At 72.5% G+C, this 21,735-nt stretch carries 22 protein-coding genes; 14 read left to right on the top strand and 8 right to left on the bottom strand.

The genetic code is table 11. From position 1 onward, the window contains the following. Positions 1–23: 23 nt before the first annotated feature. From ABD345_RS02500 to ABD345_RS02475, 6 genes are all read left to right on the top strand, one after another. On the top strand, positions 24–266 hold the full coding sequence (locus tag ABD345_RS02500; RefSeq protein WP_344550004.1) for a hypothetical protein: 243 nt from the start codon (positions 24–26) through the stop codon (positions 264–266). Beyond that, the gene (locus ABD345_RS02495) at positions 263–802 is read left to right on the top strand and encodes a DUF4383 domain-containing protein (RefSeq protein ID WP_344550003.1); all 540 of its coding nucleotides are present in this window, start codon (positions 263–265) and stop codon (positions 800–802) included. Before ABD345_RS02500 ends, ABD345_RS02495 begins: the two co-directional genes overlap by 4 nt. Before the next feature lie 105 nt (positions 803–907). Then, positions 908–1,261, top strand: coding sequence for a cytidine deaminase (locus ABD345_RS02490; protein ID WP_344550002.1), 354 nt, complete (start codon positions 908–910; stop codon positions 1,259–1,261). Positions 1,262–1,409: 148 nt separating this feature from the next. Beyond that, positions 1,410–1,571: a hypothetical protein gene (locus ABD345_RS02485; RefSeq protein ID WP_344550001.1), complete on the top strand. Its 162-nt coding sequence runs from the start codon at positions 1,410–1,412 to the stop codon at positions 1,569–1,571. A gap of 196 nt (positions 1,572–1,767) precedes the next feature. Beyond that, complete coding sequence (gene era, locus ABD345_RS02480; RefSeq protein WP_344550000.1) at positions 1,768–2,697, top strand: GTPase Era; 930 nt, start codon at positions 1,768–1,770, stop codon at positions 2,695–2,697. 31 nt (positions 2,698–2,728) lie between these two features. Beyond that, a complete protein-coding gene (locus tag ABD345_RS02475; protein WP_344549999.1) occupies positions 2,729–3,442 on the top strand; it encodes an alpha/beta fold hydrolase in 714 nt (237 codons plus the stop codon). 33 nt (positions 3,443–3,475) lie between these two features. On the opposite strand, the gene ABD345_RS02470 is transcribed toward ABD345_RS02475, so the two are convergent. Then, on the bottom strand, positions 3,476–3,742 hold the full coding sequence (locus tag ABD345_RS02470) for a protealysin inhibitor emfourin (protein ID WP_344549998.1): 267 nt from the start codon (positions 3,740–3,742) through the stop codon (positions 3,476–3,478). Positions 3,743–4,108: 366 nt separating this feature from the next. Here ABD345_RS02470 and leuA point away from each other — a divergent pair, with 366 nt between their 5' ends. From leuA to ABD345_RS02450, 4 genes are all read left to right on the top strand, one after another. Continuing rightward, positions 4,109–5,893: a 2-isopropylmalate synthase gene (gene leuA / locus ABD345_RS02465; RefSeq protein ID WP_344549997.1), complete on the top strand. Its 1,785-nt coding sequence runs from the start codon at positions 4,109–4,111 to the stop codon at positions 5,891–5,893. A gap of 462 nt (positions 5,894–6,355) precedes the next feature. After that, positions 6,356–6,901 (top strand): TerB family tellurite resistance protein, encoded by a 546-nt coding sequence (locus ABD345_RS02460; protein ID WP_344549996.1) that lies wholly within the window; start codon positions 6,356–6,358, stop codon positions 6,899–6,901. 272 nt (positions 6,902–7,173) lie between these two features. Continuing rightward, the gene (recO, locus tag ABD345_RS02455) at positions 7,174–7,920 is read left to right on the top strand and encodes a DNA repair protein RecO (protein ID WP_344549995.1); all 747 of its coding nucleotides are present in this window, start codon (positions 7,174–7,176) and stop codon (positions 7,918–7,920) included. Positions 7,921–7,922: 2 nt separating this feature from the next. Further along, positions 7,923–8,750, top strand: a complete 828-nt coding sequence (locus tag ABD345_RS02450) for an isoprenyl transferase (RefSeq protein WP_344549994.1) — start codon at positions 7,923–7,925, stop codon at positions 8,748–8,750. Positions 8,751–8,914: 164 nt separating this feature from the next. Here the strand turns inward: ABD345_RS02450 and ABD345_RS02445 are convergent, their stop codons facing one another. The 4 genes from ABD345_RS02445 to ABD345_RS02430 form a co-directional block, all read right to left on the bottom strand. Further along, complete coding sequence (locus tag ABD345_RS02445; protein WP_344549993.1) at positions 8,915–9,334, bottom strand: Fur family transcriptional regulator; 420 nt, start codon at positions 9,332–9,334, stop codon at positions 8,915–8,917. 35 nt (positions 9,335–9,369) lie between these two features. Continuing rightward, positions 9,370–10,386, bottom strand: a complete 1,017-nt coding sequence (locus ABD345_RS02440) for a metal ABC transporter permease (RefSeq protein ID WP_344549992.1) — start codon at positions 10,384–10,386, stop codon at positions 9,370–9,372. Next, the gene (locus tag ABD345_RS02435) at positions 10,383–11,207 is read right to left on the bottom strand and encodes a metal ABC transporter ATP-binding protein (protein WP_344549991.1); all 825 of its coding nucleotides are present in this window, start codon (positions 11,205–11,207) and stop codon (positions 10,383–10,385) included. Before ABD345_RS02435 ends, ABD345_RS02440 begins: the two co-directional genes overlap by 4 nt. Before the next feature lie 112 nt (positions 11,208–11,319). Then, positions 11,320–12,297, bottom strand: coding sequence for a metal ABC transporter substrate-binding protein (locus ABD345_RS02430; RefSeq protein WP_344549990.1), 978 nt, complete (start codon positions 12,295–12,297; stop codon positions 11,320–11,322). A gap of 271 nt (positions 12,298–12,568) precedes the next feature. On the opposite strand from ABD345_RS02430, the gene ABD345_RS02425 reads away from it, so the two are divergent. Further along, on the top strand, positions 12,569–13,951 hold the full coding sequence (locus ABD345_RS02425; RefSeq protein ID WP_344549989.1) for a glycine--tRNA ligase: 1,383 nt from the start codon (positions 12,569–12,571) through the stop codon (positions 13,949–13,951). A 110-nt stretch (positions 13,952–14,061) separates the two neighbouring features. Here ABD345_RS02425 and ABD345_RS02420 read toward each other — a convergent pair whose 3' ends face one another. From ABD345_RS02420 to ABD345_RS02410, 3 genes are all read right to left on the bottom strand, one after another. Next, complete coding sequence (locus ABD345_RS02420; protein WP_344549988.1) at positions 14,062–15,741, bottom strand: hypothetical protein; 1,680 nt, start codon at positions 15,739–15,741, stop codon at positions 14,062–14,064. A gap of 316 nt (positions 15,742–16,057) precedes the next feature. Continuing rightward, positions 16,058–16,636 carry a riboflavin biosynthesis intermediates N-glycosidase gene (ybiA, locus tag ABD345_RS02415; RefSeq protein WP_344549987.1) on the bottom strand — a complete coding sequence of 193 codons (579 nt, stop codon included), beginning with the start codon at positions 16,634–16,636 and terminating at the stop codon, positions 16,058–16,060. A gap of 1,427 nt (positions 16,637–18,063) precedes the next feature. Next, a complete protein-coding gene (locus ABD345_RS02410; protein WP_344549986.1) occupies positions 18,064–18,570 on the bottom strand; it encodes a hypothetical protein in 507 nt (168 codons plus the stop codon). 135 nt (positions 18,571–18,705) lie between these two features. On the opposite strand from ABD345_RS02410, the gene ABD345_RS02405 reads away from it, so the two are divergent. Genes ABD345_RS02405 through ABD345_RS02395 form a run of 3 tightly spaced genes read left to right on the top strand, consistent with a single transcriptional unit; the run spans position 18,706 to position 21,478 of the window. Next, on the top strand, positions 18,706–19,965 hold the full coding sequence (locus tag ABD345_RS02405) for a sensor histidine kinase (RefSeq protein ID WP_344549985.1): 1,260 nt from the start codon (positions 18,706–18,708) through the stop codon (positions 19,963–19,965). Then, entirely contained in the window at positions 19,953–20,600 is a 648-nt protein-coding gene (locus tag ABD345_RS02400) for a response regulator (RefSeq protein ID WP_344549984.1), read from the top strand. Before ABD345_RS02405 ends, ABD345_RS02400 begins: the two co-directional genes overlap by 13 nt. After that, positions 20,597–21,478: a DUF4097 family beta strand repeat-containing protein gene (locus ABD345_RS02395; RefSeq protein ID WP_344549983.1), complete on the top strand. Its 882-nt coding sequence runs from the start codon at positions 20,597–20,599 to the stop codon at positions 21,476–21,478. The genes ABD345_RS02400 and ABD345_RS02395 overlap by 4 nt, the downstream gene beginning before the upstream one ends. Positions 21,479–21,735 lie beyond the last annotated feature (257 nt).

The following is a 21,735-nucleotide window of genomic DNA, read 5'->3' as shown; positions in this document are numbered from 1 at the left end:
GGGGCGTGCGCACCGTGGAAGACATGGCACATCTACTGCGCGCGGAGTACGGCCCGAGCGGGCCGGCCGGCGGGGTGGCCAGGTGGCACGTGGTCCGTGCCGTCGACCCTTCGCACGGCATGTGCGGCGCCGAGATCGCCTCGGACGCCGAGAGCAGGCCGGAGGAGGCCTGGGGCACCGGGCTGCACTGCTGCCAGCAGTGCGGGTCGCTGTACCTCCACGAAGTGCCGTTCCTCCGGTCCGACCACGCGGGGAGGACCCGGTGAAACTGCACGACGAACTCCCGGTCGACCACCGGCTCGGCACGGTCTACCGCTACGGCGCGGGCCTGTGCGGGCTGTTCCTGGTGGTGTTCGGCATCCTCGGGCTGACCGGCGCCCACCCCGGGTTCCTGGACACCTCGGGCAAGGAAGTGATCGGCCTGTCCAGCAACGGGGCGCTGAGCGTGCTCTCCCTGGTGGCCGGCGGGATCCTGATCCTGGGCGCCGTGATCGGCGGCAACACCGCTTCCAACATCAACATGATCATGGGCGTGCTGTTCGTGCTGGCCGGCTTCGTCGGCCTGATGGTGCTGGACTCCAGCGCCAACCGGCTCGCCTTCCACATCTCCAACGTCATCTTCAGCTTCGTCTTCGGCTTCGTGGTGCTGACCTTCGGCATGTACGGCCGGGTCAGCAGCCACCTGCCGCAGGACAACCCGTACTGGAAGGAGCGGCACGCGAAGGCCGCCGACCAGCCCAACGGCCCGCCCGCCCTGGTGAAGGTGCTCCGGCCCGGCCCGCCCAAGCCGACCGGGCACTGACGACCGGCCGGGCCCGGGCACTGACGACCGCCGGGCCCGGGCCGGGCGGTCCCACGACCCGGGCTGGGCGGCCGGGGGGTGGCGGGCGGTAACTATGCTCGGGCCATGACCGAGATTTCCGAGCTGGACCCCGAGGACAAGAAGATCATCACGCTGGCCCGCTCGGCCCGCGCCCGCAACGGCGTGGCCGAGGGGGCCGCGGTGCGCGACGAGACCGGACGCACGTACGTGGCCGGGACGGTGGCGCTGGAGTCGCTGAAGCTGAGCGCGCTGCAGACGGCGGTGGCGATGGCGGTGGCGAGCGGGGCGAAGGGCCTGGAGGCGGCCGCGCTGGTGTCCGAGACGGACGTCCCGGCGGCGGACGACCTGGCCGCCGTGCGGGACCTGGGCGGGGCCGGGACGCCGGTGCTGCTGGCCGGACCGGACGGGGCGCTGAAGCTGGCCGCCGCAGCGGAGTGAGGCCCGCCGGGGGGCGGAGCGAGACCCGCCGGAGCGGGGCGGGAGCCGGGTGGGCGGGGCGTCCGGAGGGAGCCCCGCCGCCCTTTCCGCCCACCCCCTGGGTGCGATAATCGCACCGGCCGGGGCCGGTCCCGGCGGGGGAGGGGACATGGGCGTCGCGGCGTTCTTCTGCGGACTGATCCTCTGCGTCATGGGCTTCGGGCGCTGGCACGAGACCGGCTCCCCGTGGTGGCTGGCCGGCACCCTGACCCTGCTGGTGCTCGTCCTGGTCGGCGCGATCACGGGCGGCGGTAAGAAGAAGGCCGACTGAGCGGCCGGGCGGGGCGGTCGGGCCCGACGGTCGGACGGGCTCGGCGGGTGGTCGACTGAGCGGTCGGGTGGGGCGGTCGGACGGGCTCGACGGGCGGTCGACCGAGCGGCCGGGCGGGGCGGTCGGGCGGTCGGCGGCGACGCCCGGGCGTGCCCGGTGAGCGGGGCGGCCCCGGGGATCGGCGACAATGGGTGCCATGAATGCCCCTTCCTCCCCGTACCGCTCCGGGTTCGCGTGTTTCGTCGGCCGTCCCAACGCGGGCAAGTCGACCCTGACCAACGCCCTGGTCGGGACGAAGGTCGCGATCACCTCCGACCGACCGCAGACCACCCGGCACACCGTGCGCGGCATCGTGCACCGCCCCGACTCCCAGCTCGTGCTGGTGGACACCCCCGGGCTGCACAAGCCCCGCACCCTGCTCGGCGAGCGGCTCAACGACCTGGTCCGCACCACCTGGGCCGAGGTCGACGTGATCGGCTTCTGCGTGCCCGCCGACCAGAAGCTCGGCCCCGGCGACAAGTTCATCGCCAAGGAGCTCGCCGAGATCCGCAAGACGCCGAAGGTCGCGATCGTCACCAAGACCGACCTGGTCGACTCCAAGCGACTGGCCGAGCAGCTGATCGCCGTCCACCAGCTGGGCGCCGAACTCGGCATCGAGTGGGCCGAGATCATCCCGGTGTCGGCGGTCGGCGACCAGCAGGTCGAGCTGGTGGCCGAGCTGCTGACCAAGCTGCTGCCCGAGGGCGTGCCGCTGTACCCGGACGGCGACCTGACCGACGAGCCCGAGCAGACCATGGTCGCCGAGCTGATCCGGGAGGCCGCGCTGGAGGGCGTGCGCGACGAACTGCCGCACTCGCTGGCCGTGGTGGTCGAGGAGATGATCCCGCGCGAGGGCCGCCCCGCCGACCGTCCGCTGCTGGACATCCACGCCAACGTGTACATCGAGCGGCAGAGCCAGAAGGCCATCGTGATCGGCGCCAAGGGCTCCCGGCTCAAGCACGTCGGCACCACCGCCCGCAAGCAGATCGAGGCGCTCCTGGGCACCCCGGTCTACCTGGACCTGCACGTCAAGGTGGCCAAGGACTGGCAGCGCGACCCCAAGCAGCTGCGTAAGCTCGGCTTCTGACAGGGCGTCGCGCGGGGAGGGGTCGACCGGGATGGAACTGCACACCCACGAGTGGGGCACGGGCGGGCGCACCGCGCTGCTGGTGCACGGCATCCAGGGCGACCACCGCACCTGGCGGGTGATCGGGCCGGCGCTCGCCGAACGCGGCTACCGGGTGCTCGCCGTCGACCTGCGCGGCCACGGCGCCTCCCCGCGCGGCACCGGCGCGACCCCCGCCGAGCGGTACGGGCCCGAGCGGTTCGCCGAGGACCTGGTCGACACCCTGCCGGTCGGCGCCGACCTGGCGATCGGCCACTCGATGGGCGCCCTGGCGCTCCGGCTGGCGGTCGAGCGGCTGAAGCCCGCCCGGGCGGTCTACAGCGACCCCGCGTTCGTGTACGTCCGCCCCGGGCTCGGGCCGGAGCCGTTCATCGGCTTCAAGCGCTTCGGGACGAGGGCGTTCATCACCGGCATGCACCCCAAGTGGGCCACCGAGGACGTGGACGTCGAACTCGCCTCGCTGGCGTGCTGGGACAGCGACACCGCGCTCGGCCTCTGGGCGCACCCCGGGCTGTCCGTGCTGCCGGACGCCCCGGTCGTCCCCTCGCTGGTCCAGCTCGCCGACCCGAGCACCCTGGTGACGGACGAGGACGCCGCCGAGCTGCGCCGCCGCGGCTTCGAGGTGCGCACCGTGCCGGGCGCCGGGCACTGCATCCACCGCGACGACCCGGCGGGCTTCCTAGCCTCGCTGCACGACTGGATCTGAACTCCAGCCCCGTGGCGCCCGGTTGACGGTGCGTCAGGCCCCTTCGCGCAGCACCAGGCTGACCAGTTCGCGCTGGGAGTCGGTGAGCTTGGGGTCGGCGCAGTGGACGGTGCGGCCGTCGACGGTGATCTCGTAGTGGAAGCCGTCGGGCACGCCGTACGCGGGCGCGCGCAGTCCGCCGGCCACCGCTTCGCGCGCCAGGGCGTGCACGTGCGGGGCGTCCGGGCGCTCCGCGGTGTCCATCTCGGCATACCGGAGCAGGCCGGCGAACCCGCCGGTGCGGGTGACCTGGATACGCATGGTTGTCAGTGTGCTACGCAACGAAGGGGTTTGCCGAGGCTTTTCACCAACTCCCCGCAGCCCGTTCGGGTCGTGCCGCGGGGGCGGCGGGAGCGGGGGCGCCGTCTCAGTGGGTGGGATCGTGGCGGGGCTCACTGCGCCGCCCCGCCCGGTCTTGTTACAGTGGCGACATCATGCGTATCCGGCTGCTTCTTCTTAGCTGCCGCGGCGAGGGCCTGTAGTCCAGTCAAGGCCGGCCCCCTCGCCGCGGGGAGTCGTGTTGCGCCCAGTGTGATCCTCCGCGGCGCATTCAGTCGGCCGAGTTCGGGTGTCCTGTATCCCCCGACCGCAGACAGCCTTCGACAAGGGAAGCCGAGAGCCTCACCCATGACCGAACAGTCCTCCGTCGCCCGCGCGTTCATCGACCGCCCCACCCCGATCACCGCCGCCACCGTGCAGCAGAAGCCCTCGGGGATGCCGTTCCAGCGCTACGTACCCTTCGGCACCATCGACCTGCCGGACCGCACCTGGCCGAGCAAGGTGATCACCCGGGCCCCCCGCTGGCTGTCCACCGACCTGCGCGACGGCAACCAGGCGCTGATCGATCCGATGTCGCCGGCCCGCAAGCGCAAGATGTTCGACCTGCTGGTGAAGATGGGCTACAAGGAGATCGAGGTCGGTTTCCCGTCGTCCGGCGCCACCGACTTCAACTTCGTCCGCTCGCTGATCGACGAGGGCGCGATCCCCGAGGACGTCACCATCTCGGTGCTGACCCAGGCCCGCGAGGACCTGATCGAGCGCACCGTCGAGTCGCTGAAGGGCGCCCCGCGGGCCACCGTCCACCTGTACAACGCGACCTCGCCGCTGTTCCGCCGGGTGGTGTTCAAGGCGAGCAAGGACGAGATCAAGGCCATCGCGGTGGACGGCACCCGCCTGGTGATGGAGTACGCCGAGAAGATCCTGGGCGACGAGACGGTCTTCGGCTACGAGTACTCGCCGGAGATCTTCATCGACACCGAGCTGGACTACGCGCTGGAGGTCTGCGAGGCGGTGATGGACGTCTGGCAGCCCGGCGAGGGCCGCGAGATCATCCTGAACCTGCCGACCACCGTCGAGCGCTCCACCCCGAACGTCTACGCCGACAAGATCGAGTGGATGTCGCTGAACCTGTCGCGCCGCGAGTTCGTCTGCCTGTCCACCCACCCGCACAACGACCGGGGCACCGGCGTGGCCTCGGCCGAACTGGCCGTGATGGCCGGCGCCGACCGGGTCGAGGGCTGCCTGTTCGGGCAGGGCGAGCGCACCGGCAACCTGGACCTGGTCAACGTCGGGATGAACCTGTTCTCCCAGGGCGTCGACCCGATGATCGACTTCTCCGACATCGACGAGATCCGCCGCACCGCCGAGTACTGCAACCAGATGCCGGTGGCCGAGCGCCACCCCTACGCGGGCGACCTGGTCTTCACCTCCTTCTCCGGCTCGCACCAGGACGCGATCAAGAAGGGCTTCGACGCCCTGGAGGCCGACGCGGCCGCCGCCGGCGTCCCGGTCTCCGAGCACACCTGGGGCGTGCCCTACCTGCCGATCGACCCGAAGGACGTCGGCCGCAGCTACGAGGCGGTCATCCGGGTCAACTCGCAGTCCGGCAAGGGCGGCATCGCCTACGTGCTGAAGAACGACCACAAGCTGGACCTGCCGCGCCGGATGCAGATCGAGTTCTCGCGGATCATCCAGGCCAAGACCGACGCCGAGGGCGGCGAGGTCACCCCCGCCGACATCTGGGCGGTCTTCCAGGACGAGTACCTGCCGACCCCGGCCAACCCGTGGGGCCGGATCTCGCTGAGCGGCTCCCGCAGCCTGACCACCGAGGACGGCCGCGACGTGCTGAGCACCGAGGCCGTCGTCGACGGCGCCCCGGTCGTCCTGACCGGCACCGGCAACGGCCCGGTCTCCGCGTTCGTCAACGCGCTGGCCTCGATCGGCGTGGACGTCCGCGTCCTGGACTACGCCGAGCACGCGCTGAGCGAGGGCGGCGACGCGCAGGCCGCCGCGTACGTCGAGTGCGCCGTCGGCGACAAGGTGCTGTGGGGCGTGGGCGTCGACGGCAACACCGTGCTGGCCTCGCTGAAGGCCCTGGTCAGCGCCGTCAACCGGGCGGCGCAGCGCGACTGACACCCGCCACCCGCGCTCCCGCGCGCTCCGAGGGGACCCGTCACCGGCGGGTCCCCTCCGCGTTTCCGGCCCGTCGGTCTCGCGGCCCTCGCCGGGTACGGACATTGACGGATCATCAGGAGATATCCGGCCCGCGGCGCGGGCGTTCGGGTGGTGTCGTCGATCACATGTGGCCCCGGTCACAAATTTTCCCCCCGGCACCCGTTCAGGGTGCTGACACGAGCCTGTAACCGTGGCAACATCGTCGAACCGGAACCGGGGTCGGTGGGACGACTCCGGCGTCCGGACGCGTGACCTGCCCATTGATGTGCAGGCCGCCTGCCATGTCTGGGGAGTGGCGCCGTGACAGGGTTGTGGGGTGTTCGCCCTCGGTGGCGGACGGATGTCCTCGGTGAATTCTTCTGCCCGGGCTGTGGTGGAGACCGCAACTACCGCCGGCAACACGGCCGGCGGTGGCTGCGGTTGCTCGGGACCCCGGTCCTGCCGCTCGGCGGCGTGGTCCGCAGCGTCCAGTGCACGTCCTGCCGCGGCCGCTACGGGGTCGACGCCCTGGACCAGTTGACCTCGGTCCGGCTCGGCGCGATGCTCCGGGACGCCCAGTACACCATCGCCCTGGCCGCGCTCGCGGCCGGCGGCACCGCCGGGCGCAGCGGGCGCGAGGCCGCCTGCACGGTGATCAGGGAAGCCGGGTTCGACGACTGCGGCGAGGCCCAGGTGCTGGCCGCGCTGGCCGCGCTCTCCGGGCACGGCGGCGGCGAACCGATCGACGTGGACATCGAGGGCGGCGGTCTCGCCGTCGAACTGCACGCCGCGCTCGAACCGCTCGCCCCGCACCTCGCCCTCCAGGGCCGGGAGCGGCTGCTCACCCTCGGCGCCGTGGTCGCCCTCGCCGACGGCCGCTACCTCCCGCAGGAGCGGGCCGCGCTCGCCGTGGTCGGCCGCTGCCTGCGCCTCACCGAGCAGCAGGTCGACCGGTTGCTGGAGGCGGCCACCCGCGCCCCGCACTGACCCGACCCGATCCCCTGCCGTCCGTTCCGCTCCCGTCCTTCCGCACCACCCACGAGCCGGGCCCGAAATCCCCCCTCCCGGGCCCGCCGTGTCCCGCACCGCACGGGTGAAAGCCCCCACAACCCCGGTGCGGGTTCACGGCTGCGCGCCGTGGGCCGCCCGGCCCCTCCGGGGTCCGTCCGCAGGGCCGGCCGACCTGGTTCGTCCGCGGGATCCGTCCGCGGGTCCGGCCGGCCGGGTTGTCGGCGGGGTGCGGGACAATGGGTTCCACCATGAGTCTCTTCCGCGACGACGGCATCGTGCTGCGCACCCAGAAGCTCGGCGAGGCCGACCGGATCATCACCTTCCTGACCCGCCAGCACGGTCAGGTGCGGGCGGTGGCCCGGGGGGTGCGCCGGACCAAGTCGAAGTTCGGCGCGCGCCTCGAACCGTTCTCGCACGTCGACGTCCAGTTCTTCAGCCGCGGCAGCGAACTGGTCGGCCGCACCCTGCCGTTGTGCACCCAGGTGGAGACCATCGCCCCCTACGGCGCCCGGATCGTCGACGACTACGCCCGCTACACCGCGGGCACCGCGATGCTGGAGACCGCCGAGCGCTTCGCCGAGAACGAGGGCCAGCCCGCCGTCCAGCAGTACCTCCTGCTGGTCGGCGGCCTGCGCACGCTGGCCGCCGGCACCCACCACTCGCACCTGGTGCTGGACGCGTTCCTGCTGCGCTCGCTCGCCGTCAACGGCTACGGCGCGAGCTTCACCGACTGCGCCCGCTGCGGCCTGCCCGGCCCCAACCGCTTCTTCTCGCTCCAGGCCGGCGGCGTGCTGTGCGGCGACTGCCGGGTGCCCGGAAGTGCCGTACCCTCCCCTGAGACACTGGTACTGCTCGGCGCGCTGCTCTCCGGAGACTGGCAGACCGCCGACGGCTGCGAGCCGCGGTACTGGCGCGAGGGCAGCGGGCTGGTGGCCGCCTACCTGCAGTGGCACCTGGAGCGGGGCATCCGCTCGATGAGATACGTGGAGAAGTGAGCATGGTCGCGCGACGGCTGTTCGGCAGCAAGCGGACGTACGAGGCTCCGGCCCCGCACCCGAGCGGCGCCCAGCCGCCGAAGATCCCGGGCGAACTGGTCCCCAACCACGTCGCGGTGGTCATGGACGGCAACGGCCGCTGGGCCAAGGAGCGCGGCCTGCCCCGCACCGAGGGCCACCGGGTCGGCGAGGGCGTCGTCCTCGACGTGCTGCGCGGCTGCCTGGAGGTCGGGGTCAAGAACCTCTCGCTGTACGCGTTCTCCACCGAGAACTGGAAGCGCTCCCCGGACGAGGTGAAGTTCCTGATGAACTTCAACCGGGACGTGATCCGCCGCCGCCGCGACGAGATGGACGCCATGGGCATCCGGATCCGCTGGGCCGGCCGGATGCCGCGGATGTGGAAGAGCGTGGTCCAGGAGCTCCAGGTCGCCCAGGAGCAGACCAAGAACAACGACGCGATGACGCTGTACTTCTGCCTCAACTACGGCGGGCGGGCCGAGATCGCCGACGCCGCGCTGGCCATCGCCCGCGACGTCGCCGCCGGGAAGCTCAACCCGGAGAAGGTCAACGAGAAGCTCTTCGCCAAGTACCTCTACTACCCGGACATGCCGGACGTCGACCTGTTCCTGCGCCCCAGCGGCGAGCAGCGCACCTCCAACTTCCTGGCCTGGCAGTCGGCCTACGCCGAGCTGGTCTTCCAGGACGTGCTCTGGCCGGACTTCGACCGCCGCGACCTGTGGCGCGCCTGCGAGCAGTACGCCCGACGCGACCGCCGTTTCGGCGGCGCGCTCCCCAACGAGGTCGGCAGCGGGCTTCCGCCGCAGCGCTGACCGCGGACGCGCGCGGCGCGGCGCGGGTACGGCCGAGGGCCCGGATCGGACTGTTCCGATCCGGGCCCTCGCCGTTGCTGGGGCCGGGGCCGTTGCTGTTGCCCTTGCCCTCGCCGGGGCCGCTGCCCGGGGCGGACGGTGGCTGCCGCCCGGCCGCCGGGCGGTTACTGCTCCTGCTGCTTGGCGGCGCACTCGCCGCAGGTGCCGAAGATCTCCAGGGTGTGCGCGATGTCGCTGAACCCGTGTTCGGCGGCGACCGCGTTGGCCCAGCGCTCGACCGCGGGGCCCTCGACCTCGACGGTCGCCCCGCAGTGCCGGCACACCAGGTGGTGGTGGTGCCCGCTGCTGCACCGCCGGTAGACGGCCTCGCCCTCGGCGGTGCGCAGCACGTCCACCTCACCGGCCTCGGCGAGGGACTGCAGGGTGCGGTAGACGGTCGTCAGACCCACCGAGTCGCCCCGGTGCTTGAGCATGTCGTGCAGTTCCTGCGCGCTGCGGAAGTCCTCAATCTCGTCCAGGACCGCCGAGACGGCGGTGCGCTGCCGAGTCGAACGCGCGCGCGGCGACGGGCCTGCGGTGGTCACCGTGGGTCCTCCTGCTGATCGGGTGGTTTCGCACATCATTGTGCCAGCCCCCGACTTGACAGTGACTCCCCCGACCGCGGCGCATCGACCGTGGTTCCCGCCGGTGCCCGGACCGGCTCCGTGCCCTCCAGGACTGCGATCCGGCCCCCCGCGGTTCCAGGGTCGCCGGGGGAGTCCCCGGCCGCGCCGGGCAGGACCACGTCGCACACCGCCGGGCCGTGCTCGGCGGACGCCCGGTGGCGCCGCCTGGCCAGCGGCGCGGCGATCGCACTGAACAGGGCGAAGGTGAGGATGGCCAGGAACACGATGGTCGGGCCGGACGGCAGGTCGGCTTGGTAGGAGGTGCCGACGCCGAACAGCGCCGTCACCACGCCCACCCCGATCGCGGTGGCCTGGGTGGCCGCGAAGGAGCGGGTCAGCTGCTGGGCGGCCGCCACCGGGACCACCATCAGCGCGCTCACCAGCAGCAGGCCGACCACCCGCATGGCGACGGTCACGGTGACCGCGGCCATCACCGCGAGCAGCAGGTTCAGCACCCGTACCGGCAGGCCCGTCACCCGGGCGAACTCCTCGTCCTGGCACACCGCGAACAGCTGCCGCCGCAGACCCAGGGTGACCGCGAGGACCACCGCCGCGAGCAGGCCGATCACCGCAAGGTCGCCGGGGGAGACGAACAGGATGGAGCCCCACAGGTAGCTCTCCAGGCTGCCCGCACCGGACTGGCTGCTCATCGAGACCAGCAGCTTGCCGCCGGCCATGCCGCCGTAGAAGAGCATCGCCAGCGCGATGTCGCCGCGCTGGTTGCCGCGGGCCCGGACCAGCTCCATCACGACGGCGCCGAGCACGCAGACCAGCACCGCCGTCCACATCGGGTTGGCCTGGAACAGGAAGCCGAGGCCGACACCGGTCAGCGCGACGTGCCCGATGCCGTCGCCCATCAGCGCCTGTCGGCGCTGCACCAGGTAGATGCCGATCGAGGGCGCGGTGACGCCGACCAGGACGGCGGCGAGGAACGCCCGCTGCATGAAGTCGGGTTGGAACATCTCGATCATGCCAGTAGCCCCTGGGTGGTGCGGTGGTGGTCGTCGGCGTGCGGGTGGACGTGGTCGTGGCCGGGCAGCGCGTGCTGGCCGACGCCCCGGGGCGGCGGCCCGTCGTGGGCGACGCAGCCGTCGCGGAGCACCACGGCGCGGTCGATCAGCGGTTCGAGCGGTCCGAGTTCGTGCAGCACCAGCAGGACGGCGCAGCCGCGCTGGACCTCGTTGCGGAGGATCTCGGCGAGCACCTGCTGGCTGTCCACGTCGACCCCGGCCATCGGCTCGTCCATGATCAGCAGGTCGGGGACGCCGACCAGGGCGCGGGCGATCAGCACCCGCTGGTGCTGTCCGCCGGACAGGTGGGCCACGCGGTCGCCGGCCCGGTCCAGCATGCCGACGGCGGTCAGTGCCCGGTCCACCGCGGCCCGGTCCTTGCGGCGGAACGGCAGCAGGCCGTGCTGCGGCAGCCGCCCGGTGGAGACCACCTCGCGAACGGTGGCCGGCACCCCGCCGGCCGCGGTGGTGCGCTGCGGTACGTACCCGATCCGGTGCCAGTCCCGGAACTTGCGGTACGGCCGCCCGAACAGCTCCAGGCTGCCCCGGTCCAGCGGCACCGAGCCGATCACGCTCTTCACGGTGGTGGACTTGCCGGAGCCGTTGGCGCCCAGCAGGGCGACCACTTCGCCGGCCCGGACGGTCAGGTCGACGCCGCGCAGCACCGGCCGCCCCCCGACGGTGGCGACCGCGCCCCGGAGGCCGACGACCGCCGGCCCGGCGTCCTCGGGGGAGGACGGACGCGGCCGGTCGGAGTCTGCCGGGGCAGTGACAGCACTCATGGTGATTCCTCGCTCTGTTCTCGCCGCTCGTTCAGGTGTCCGCTCGGTGGCGCGTGGCGCGTGGCGCGTGGCGCGTGGCGCGTGGGTTCGGCGGGGTCGGTTGCTCGTGGGCTCAGCGGGTGCCGAGCGCGGCCCGCAGGTTGGTCAGGTTCTGCCGCATGACGGAGAAGTAGTCGTTCCGGTCCGGCTCCTTGATCCCTTCCAGCGGGTCGAGCACGGCGGTCTTGAGTCCGAGGTCGGCGGCGACGGTCTCGGCCAGCTTGGGGCTGACCAGGGCTTCGAAGAAGACGGTGGTCACGCCGTTCTCCTTGGCGGCGCGCTGGATCGCGGCCATCCGGGACGGGGTGGGCTCGGCCTCCGGGTCGACCCCGTTGATCGCGACCTGCTCCAGTCCGTAGTGGTCGGCGAGGTAGCCGAACGCGGCGTGGCTGGTGACGAAGGTCCGGGTGCCGGTGTTCGCCAGGCCGTCCTTGAACTCCTGGTCCAGGGCGGTCAGCCGGGTCACCAGGTCGTCGGTGTTGTGCCGGTAGTCGGCGGCGTTGGCGGGGTCGATCTCCGCGAGCCGGGCCCCCACGGCGCGGGCCACCGCCGCGTACCGGGTCGGGTCGAGCCAGATGTGCGGGTCTCCGGCCGGGCCGCTGTGCTCGTGCCCGTGCTCGCCGTCGTGCGCCTCGCTCCCGTCCGCCCCCTCCTCCCCGCCCTCGTCGAGGTGGTGGTCCACCAGGGGGGAGACGGCGGTGGCGTCCACCGCGTGCTCGACGTGGGACTGTGCGACGGCCTTGTCCACCGTGGGCTGCAGGCCCTTCAGGTAGACCACCGCGTCGGCCCGTTCGACGGCCGCGACCTGCTTGGCCGTCAGCTCCAGGTCGTGCGGTTCCACCCCGGGGGCGGTCAGGTCGGTGACCTTGACGTGCTCCCCGCCTATCTGCCGGGTCAGGTACTCCATCGGGTAGAAGGAGGCCACCACGTCCAGTCGGCCACCGTCCTTGCCTGCCGCGTTGCTGACACCGCCGCAGCCGGAGAGCAGTAGTGCTCCGGTGACGGCGGCGGCAGCGAGTGCTATCCGGGGGGACGGGCGGTGAATCCTCATGACAACCATTCTCATCTTATCTGGAAATGATTGTCAACTTGCATAGGGTGGGGGCGTCGCGTACCGGTGCCGGGCGCCCGTTCCGCCGCGCCTCCGCCGACCGCCAACACGCCGGAGGGCGCACTGCTGTTCACTCCCGGTACAGCCACCCGGCGGCCCGCCCGTGCCACTATCGAGTTGATCCCCGCCCCCGCATCCCCGGTACCCTGAGTTATTCGGGCGCGCGCAACCAGCGGCGCCCTGACCGTGCCGTCGTACTGAAGAGAGCACTGTGGCCGCCGACAAGATCGACACGATCGTCAGCCTGAGCAAGCGCCGTGGCTTCGTCTACCCCTGCAGCGAGATCTACGGCGGTACCCGCGCCGCCTGGGACTACGGTCCGCTGGGAGTCGAGCTCAAGGAGAACATCAAGCGCCAGTGGTGGCGCGCGATGGTCACCGCTCGGGAGGACGTCGTCGGTATCGACTCCTCGGTGATCCTGGCCCGCGAGGTCTGGGAGGCGTCCGGCCACGTCGCGACCTTCAACGACCCGCTGACCGAGTGCCTCTCCTGTCACAAGCGCTTCCGCGCCGACCACCTGGAAGAGGCGTACGAGGCCAAGCACGGCAAGCTGCCCGCCAACGGCCTCGCCGACCTCAACTGCCCGAACTGCGGCAACAAGGGCGCCTTCACGGAGCCCAAGGAGTTCTCGGGCATGCTGAAGACGCACCTCGGTGTCACCGAGGACGCCTCCGGCCTGGCCTACCTGCGCCCCGAGACGGCACAGGGCATCTTCACCAACTTCCGGGCCGTCCAGACCACCACGCGGAAGAAGCCGCCGTTCGGCATCGCCCAGGTGGGCAAGAGCTTCCGCAACGAGATCACCCCCGGCAACTTCATCTTCCGCACCCGCGAGTTCGAGCAGATGGAGATGGAGTTCTTCGTCAAGCCGGGCGAGGACGAGACCTGGCACGAGTACTGGCTCGAGCAGCGCTGGAACTGGTACGTCGACCTCGGCCTGCGGACCGAGAACATGCGCTTCTTCGAGCACCCCAAGGAGAAGCTGTCCCACTACGCCAAGCGCACGGTGGACATCGAGTACCGCTTCAACTTCGGCGGCAGCGAGTTCTCCGAACTGGAGGGCGTGGCCAACCGCACCGACTACGACCTGACGGTGCACAGCGAGCACTCCGGCCAGGACCTCAAGTACTTCGACCAGGACGCGAACGAGCGCTACTTCCCGTACGTGATCGAGCCCGCGGCCGGCCTCAACCGCGCCATGCTGGCCTTCCTGCTCGACGCCTACTTCGAGGACGAGGCGCCGAACGCCAAGGGCGTCATGGAGAAGCGCGTCGGCATGCGGCTCGACCCCCGGCTCGCCCCGGTCAAGGTCGCGGTGCTCCCGCTCTCCCGCAACGCCGACCTCTCGCCGAAGGCCCGCGGCCTCGCCGCCGACCTGCGCTCCGCCTGGAACGTGGAGTTCGACGACGCCGGCGCGATCGGCAAGCGCTACCGCCGCCAGGACGAGATCGGTACCCCGTTCTGCGTCACCGTCGACTTCGACACCCTTGAGGACAACGCGGTGACCGTCCGCGAGCGGGACACCATGGCGCAGGAGCGCGTGTCGCTCGACCAGGTGAAGTCCTACCTGGCCACCCGCCTGATCGGCTGCTGACACCGGACGCCGGAGTAGCAGGGCCGCGCTTTCTTCGTCCGGCCGGTGAGTGCCCCGAACGGGGGCGTCCACCGGCCGGACGGCGTTCCGCCGCCGGTGCGGTCGTCCGCTCAGCGGCGCTGACGGGACTTCGACCTGGGCCGGAGGGCCAGTTCGGTCGGCAGCCCCGCGGTGCGCAGCGCCGCGAACGCGCTGCGGGCCCGACCCTCCTCCAGGTCGTCCGCGGCGAACAGCACCGCGTTGTACAGTTCCACCGAATCCCGGACCGCAGCCGCGAACTGGCCGACGTCGTCCGCCGAACGCATCCGCACCAGTTCGCCGACCAGTTCGGTGGCGGATTCCTCGTCCAGCACCGCGGCGATCGCCGCGACCTCCCCGACCGGTCGGCCCGCAGCCTGGCGCAGCAGGTGACGGGCGTCGCCGGAACGCCCTGACGCCCGCAAGTTCCTTGTCAGTTCGGAGAGTTCATCGGCGGGCGCGGAGGCCCGTTCCCACAGCAGGGTCTGTCCGTCGGCCGACTGCCCCGACTGTTCCAGCGCCGCGAGCAGGGCGGGGAAGGTCTGTGCGCTCACCGTCCACAGGGCGTGGAACAGGTCGGCCGCCTCCTCCACCAGCCCCTCGCGGCGCAGTTCCGCCAGTGTGGCCGCCGCGTGCTCCGGGGCGCCGAGGGCCACCGACCTGGCCAGGTAGGTGGAGGAACCGGTCGGCCCCTCGCTGCGCAGGAGGGTGGCCAGCCCGACCAGGTCGGCCGGCGCGATCGTCAGCGCCACCTGGCCCACGACGGCCGCGGACTCGTGCACCGCGCCCTGTCGGTGCAGGTCGGTGATCCGTTGGACGAGGGTGATCAGTTCGGCACCCGTCCGGGGCCGGGCCCCGCCCGTCGTCGGGGGTGTCGTGGTGCCACCTCCGGTGATTCCAGAGTCCCCGGGCGCTCCGGAGCCCCCGAATCCGGTGTTGCGGTCGCCGGTGGAGGAGCCACTGCCTGCGACGGTTTCCGTACCCGTACCCGTACCCGTACCCGTACCCGTACCCGTGCGGGTGTCCGTGCCATGGTCGCGTCCGGTGCGGGGGCGCCATGTCTGCGCGGAGGCGGCGCTCTGGGTTCTGTGGTCGTCGAAGCCCTTGCCGGGAAGGGGTGTTCTGGCCCACGAGGTGCCGACGTGTTCCTTCGTTCCGGCAACCGGTCCGCCGGGGCGGTCGATCGGGTCGGGTTCGCCGGTGCCGGGCGGGGCGCCGGCGGAGGTTGTGCGGTCGTCGTTCTTCTGGGCGGCGCGGCGGGTCCGGCTGATCCTGAAGCGGGCGCCGCGAAGTGGCGGGGGGACGGTGGCCGGGGCGGGGTCGATCGTGTCATCGGTTGTGCCGTCCGGAGCACCGGCGGGTTCGGTGTGGGGCCCTCCGCCGAAGCGGGCTCCGGTCGGGAACGCGCGCTGCGGGGGAGCCGGGCGGGCGGTCGGCCCGGTCGAGTGGTGGGACCAGGGGTCTGCGGGGAGGTTCTCGGGAGTGCCGTTCGCTGTGGTGGCGGGCGCGGGCGGGGCGCCGTTGGCCAGTCGGCCCGCCAACTGCCGGTCCTCGGCGGCGAGGAGGCGGTCACTCAGTTCCAGACAGCGTGCGCCGAGTCCTTCGCGGAGGTTCTGGGCCTGGGCGAGCTGTCGCATCAGCTCGGGGTCGGGCTGTCGGGGTGGGCGGCCGTACATGGGTGCGTGGTCGGGTTCGTGGCCGGCCCGGACGGCCTCGGCGAGTCTGCGCTCGCGCTGCGCGGCGAACTGGCGCGCTCTCAGTAGTTCGTCCAACTCCGCTCTGAGCGTCTGGACATCGGCCGAATCCGGCCCCGTATCGCGTACGGTCATCGCGCCCCGCCCCGACCTCTCCACGGAGGCCACCCGACCGGCCTCCGAACACAACGACTGGTGGCCATCCTGGCGCTGGCGTACGGCGGCCACGTTACGGGAGCAAGTCTTAACCTTTTCGAGATGGGGGTGCGAGTGGCCGGTGTGGTGCGGGAGACCGGTGGAACTCGTGAATTTCGGCCAAAAACCGTCCGACTTGTCCTGCTTGTGCCGGGTGCAGTCAACTCCCCATTCGCTGAACGGAGTTGGGTCGGGCAGATCAGCTCGCCAGTCGCGTCCGCGCCTCCATCAGCGCGAAGCCGAGCAGGTTCAGACCCCGCCAGTGGGACGGGGAATCCGCCCGTTCGTCGTCGGCCGCCAACCCGATGCCCCAGATCCGGTCGAGCGGGCTGGCTTCCACCAGGACGCGCTGACCGGTACCGAGCAGGTACGCGCGGAGCCGCTCGTCCTGCCCGAACTTCGCGGTGCTGCCAGTCACCACCAGTTCGAAGCGGTGCGCCACCCACTGCTCCTCGTCGAACCCCTTGACCAGACGGCCGAGGTTCTTCGCCTCGGCGGGCGTCCGGGCCCGGAGGATCTTCGGGACCGCCTCCTCGTCCTCGAACAGCCGGGCCTTCCCGGCCATCATCCAGTGCTCGGCGGTGAGGTACCGGACCCCGTCGACGGTGAACGGGGAGGGCCACCACTGACTGAGTGCTCCGGGCCCGATCTGCCCGTCCCGCTGCGGCCGGTGCCCCCAGAAGCGCAGGTACTTCGGGCGCGCCCCGGAACCGACCGCAGCCGCCAACTGCTCGCGGGTGCGCGTCTCGTGCGGCGGGAGGGGCGGGTTCGTCGTCATGCCGCCATCCTCGCACCGGCCCCGGCTGTCGGCTTTTCATTTTCCTGCGGCCACCCACGGTGATGCCCGCCCGCACCCGGGGCACCGCTCCAGGTCTTGCCGCCCGCCGGGCGCCCGTTCTTTCCGTGCCGGACGACGCACGGCACTGCGCCCGCCGACCGCACGCCGCACCGGCGAGCGCGACCCCGGGGACGGGGCCGATGGCCGGAACGTGGTCGTCGGTCGGCAGGGCGAATCGCACTGTGCAGGAATCAAGGATCGGAAGACCCGGAGGGAGAACAGCGGAGACGGGAGACGATCGGATTGACGGTGGTGTCCGCCGGATCACCGCAGGACCAGGCAACTCCTTTCGGCCCGGGACCGGGCGCGTTGTTCAGGGCGGCGAGGGAGGGGCAGGGGACGGGTGGGCCCGTTCAGGGCCGCTCCAAGGGCTGTTCAGACCCCGGCCGAGGAACGGCGGCGCGAGCCGGCCGCGTACCGGTGGGACTGCCGCGAGCGCACTTCCCCGGAGCGGCACCGTTGCTCCGCGGCGAGGCGGTGCCGTGCGCCGGGACCCCCGGGCCCGCCCCGCACGGAGCCGGCCGCTCCCGCAGCAGCGGACACCACCCGGCGCGGCCGATCCGGGCGACGCCCGGAGGCCCAGTGCCCGGCTCGGACCTGCGGCCCGGCGGCCGGCGCTCGGTCGGGCGGTCGCACCGGGCGGCCGCACCCGCTCGCGGCCGGGGTCGTCGAAGAGTCCCTGCCGGGGGCGGGGCGTGACGGTTCACCAGGGGACCGGTGAACCGGCTCGTCGCCGGTCACCCGCAACCGGCGCGACATTCCGGCGTACACCCGGCTGGCCGGGACGCCGGTCACCACGCCCGAAACGGACTGCACCGTCAGGTGGACGTTCTGCACAGACACTCCTTCCGTGGGGAACCCGGCGGGCCGCGCGCCCACCGGAGACGAGGGGGCGGCACGCCACCGGAGCAGCCGGGGGCGACGACGCCGACCGGCCGCCGACACCGGGGCACTGCTCCTCCGGAACGCCGTCGACCAGCACTTCGCGGCCAACGGCAGTTCCGCGCACGCCGCCATCAGCAGGGCGGCCAGCAGTTCGCGGCCGCCGGACGCCGTGGCTAGGTCGCACCCGGCGTCCAGGACCAGCAGGGCACCGGCCAGAACGGCGGGCCAGAACGGGCTCAGGCCCCGCCGCAGCCGTACGCCGGCCGTGCACAGGGCTGCTGCCTCGCCCAGGTCGAGCACGGCCCAGGGGCGGCCGCCGGGGAAGGCGGCGAGCAGAGCGGCCCAGGGCAGCAGGAGCACCCCGCAGCCCAGGAACAGCACCTCGGCCCGCAGCCGACCGGCCCGTCGGCCCACGATCGCGGGCCGCCCCGGCCGGACGGTGCCTCCGGCACCGGCGGGGACGGGCGTGCGGACGGACCCGATCACGTCGTCCTCCCCCGGGCCGGGCGGTCGGCGCAGGCGCAGCCGGCCGCGGTCGGCAGTCGTGCCCAGCGGAACTGCCCGGCCGTCGAGCCGAACCAGAACCGGCCCGCCACCCGCACCGCGGCGGTTTCGGCGGCCCGCCGCCGCAGACCGCCGGTGAGGAAGCGCACCGGCGGGGCCGTTCCGCAGGGCGGCAGCCGGCCCCACGCGCACGAGACCGGCCCTCCCCCCGGGCCTCCGAACGGATCGCGCCGTGCTCCGCGCAACCCGGAGCCGCCGAGCGAGGAGTCGACCACGACGTCGAGCAGTTCGCCGTACTCGTAGACCTCCATGGCCGGACGGCGGCCCGTGCGCAGCCGCGCCACCCAGGGGCCGATCGCGGTGATCAGCCCCGACTCGCCGGGCCCGCCGGAGAGTTCGGGGCAGGTGTGGGAGAAGCCGGGGGCCGTTGCCCGGACGGAGGAGAAGGGGACGCGGCCGCAGCGGAGCAGGTTCGTGTTCGTCATGCCGTCAAGAATCCTTCGACGCAAAGATCCTGTCGGTAGCCTGCGGTTCCGTCTTTATGGTGTAGCCAGCTACACCATAAAGACGGAGGCCCACGCCATGGATGCCGGAATCGGGCGGACCCTACGCTGATCCGCATGTCCCAGTCGAAGATCGATACGCCATCGCACCGGGCAGCCCGGGGAGCCGCGGTCCGTGCCGCCCTGGCCGCGCGCACGCCGTGGTCCGCGAGCGCTCGACGGGACTCGCTGTTCCTGGCCGCGGGCCTCCCGTTCGGCCTGCCCGCCGTGATGGTCCTCAACGGTCCGCACGGCCTGGTGCTGATGTACCTGCTCCTGGCGGTGGTCCTCCTCGACCTGCTGACCACCGCCCAGCGCAGCCGGGTCCGGGCCCTGCGCGGGGTGGAGGTCCCGGGCCGGGTCCCGCCGGAGGCGGCGTGGCTGGTCCGGCTCCGCGCGGGGCTGACGTGGCGCCAGGCGGTCCACCACCTGGTGGTCGCTCCGCTGCAGGCCCTGTGCGCCGGGCTGGTGCTCGCCCTCTGGGGGGCGTCGGCCGTCCTGCTCGGCTTCTTCGGCTGGGTGTGGCTGCTGCCGCCGGACAACCCCCTGCGCACCAGACCGGGTTGGGCCGTCGAGGGCGTCTCCGCCACCGTCGGCGGCCTGCTCCTGCTGGCCGCCACCCCCTGGCTCGCCGCCCTGTTCGCCGCCGTCGACCTGTGGACGGTCCGCGCCCTGCTCGGCCCCAACCGGGCGGAGGTGCTGGAGCGGCGGGTCGAGCACCTGGCCCGGAGCCGGGTGGACGTGGTGGACGCGGCCGACGCCGAGCGGCGCCGCATCGAGCGGGACCTGCACGACGGCGCGCAGCAACGCCTGGTCTCGCTCGCGATGAACCTCGGCCTCGCCCGGCGCACCCTCAAACACCTCCCGCCCGAAGCCATGGAGGTCATCACCGCCGCGCACGAGGAGGCTCAGGCCGCCGTCAAGGAACTCCACGACCTGGTCCGCGGCCTGCACCCGGCGGTCCTGGAGGACCGGGGGCTCGACGCGGCGCTCTCCGGGATCGCCGCCCGCAGCCCCGTCCCCGTGCACCTCACGGTCGACCTCCCGGGCCGGATAGCCCCCACCGTGGAGGCGGTCGCCTACTTCACGGTCTCCGAAGCGCTGGCCAACGCCGCCAAGCACTCCCGGGCCTCCCGGGTCGACCTCGTCCTGCGCCGGTCGGCCGACCGGCTGCGCATCACCATCACCGACGACGGTGTCGGCGGGGCGGACGCCGGCCGGGGCAGCGGCCTCACCGGCCTGCGCAAACGCGCCGCCTCGGTCGACGGATCGTTCACCATCACCAGCCCCCGCGGGGGCCCGACCACCATCACCATGGAGCTGCCGTGCGAGCTGTGATCGCCGAGGACTCGGTCCTGCTGAGGATCGGCATCGTCAAGGTGCTGGAGAGCGAGGGGTACGAGGTCGCCGCCGCGGTGGGGGACGCCGAGGCACTGCTCGCCGCCGTCGAGGAGCACCGTCCGCAGATCGTCGTCGCCGACGTCCGGATGCCCCCGGGCTTCGCCGACGAGGGCGTCCGGGCCGCACTGATGATCCGACGGCAGTGGCCCGACACCGCGGTCGTCCTGCTCTCCCAGTTCGTCGAGGAGCGCTACGCCGCGGACCTGCTGGCCAAGAACACCAGTGGCGTCGGCTACCTGCTCAAGCAGCGGGTCGCCAACGTGGACGAGTTCGTGGAGGCGCTGCACCGGGTCGCCCAGGGCGGCACCGCCCTCGACCCCGAGGTGGTCGCCCAACTGTTGCTGCGCCGGGACAGCGATCCGCTGCACCGGCTGACGCCCCGGGAGCGGGACGTCCTGGCGCTGATGGCCGAAGGGCGTTCGAACACCGCGATCGCCGAGTCCCTGGTGGTCAGCGACAGCGCCGTCTCCAAGCACATCAACTCCATCCTCACCAAGCTCGACCTGCCGCCCGCGGAGGAGACCCACCGGCGGGTGCTCGCGGTGCTGCGCTTCCTGGAGGTCAGCCAGTGACGCGGACCGCACCGCCCGAACCCCGGGCCGCTCCCGCGCCGGGCCGGCTCTCCCGCTGGCTGCCGGCCCCGGGTCCGCCCGGCCCGCCCGCCGCGCCCGGCCCCGGCGAGCGCCGGGCCTGGCGGGTCGTCGGCGTGCTGGCCCTGGTCTGCGCCGTCCTGGCGGGTGCCGCCGTCGCGGGGGCACTGCTCATCCAGCAGGAATCCGTCCGGGAACGGACGTACTTCGAGGCGGTCGGGCAACTCGACGTCGACTCCGGCCCCGCCCAGGTCACCGTCCGCGTCGGCGGCACCGACCGGGTGGTGGTCTCCGAGAAGACCGGCTGGGCCGTGCGGAGGCCCGTGGTCGCCACCCGGATCGACGCGGGCACGATGTCGATCTCCGTCGACTGCCCGGAGGCCCGGTTCCTGCACGGGTGCCCGGTCGCCCTGGAGATACAGGTACCGCCGTCGACCGCCGTCCACGCGCGCAACGGCTCCGGACGGACGGAGTTCGTGGGCCTGGCCGGCAGCGTTTCGGCGGAGACCGGCAGTGGTCAGATCGAACTGACCGGGGTCAGCGGCCCGATCCGGGCGAAGAGCGGCTCCGGGCAGATCATCGGTACGGGGCTGAGCGCGTCCAAGGCCCAACTGTCCTCTTCTTCCGGAGCGATCACCCTGCAGTACGCCCGACCACCGGACGAGGTCACCATCCGCCTCGCCTCCGGGAACCTCGTCCTGCACCTGCCCGACGACCGCAACCGGTACCGGATCGACCTCAGCAGCGACAGCGGCGGCCAGACGATCGACCGGTCCCTCCAGGACGTCGACTCGTCGAGGCTGATCGACGTCACCTCCGTCTCCGGCAGCGTCACCATCGACCGGGACGGAGAACCCTGACCACCGCCCCAACCGCCCACCGGTCGGCGACACCCCCCAGTAGCCCCTCCCGGCAGTCCGATCTCCGGCGTCCCCGCTTCCCGGGAGGCCCCGCTTCCCGGGAAGCCCCGCGCTCCCTGGGAAGCCCCGCTCCCCGGCAGGTCCCGGCCTCGGGCGGGGCGGTCCGGCGGGTGGGAGAGAATGGAGAGTCCGGAAGCCCGCCATTGGGGCCCTACCCGTATGAGGATCCGCCGCGCATGACCACCACGCCCGACACC

Source organism: Kitasatospora saccharophila, from assembly GCF_039529925.1.
GTDB lineage: Bacteria > Actinomycetota > Actinomycetes > Streptomycetales > Streptomycetaceae > Kitasatospora > Kitasatospora saccharophila.
The sequence above is the reverse complement of the archived record's forward strand: the minus strand, read 5'-3'. Positions and strand labels throughout refer to the sequence as shown.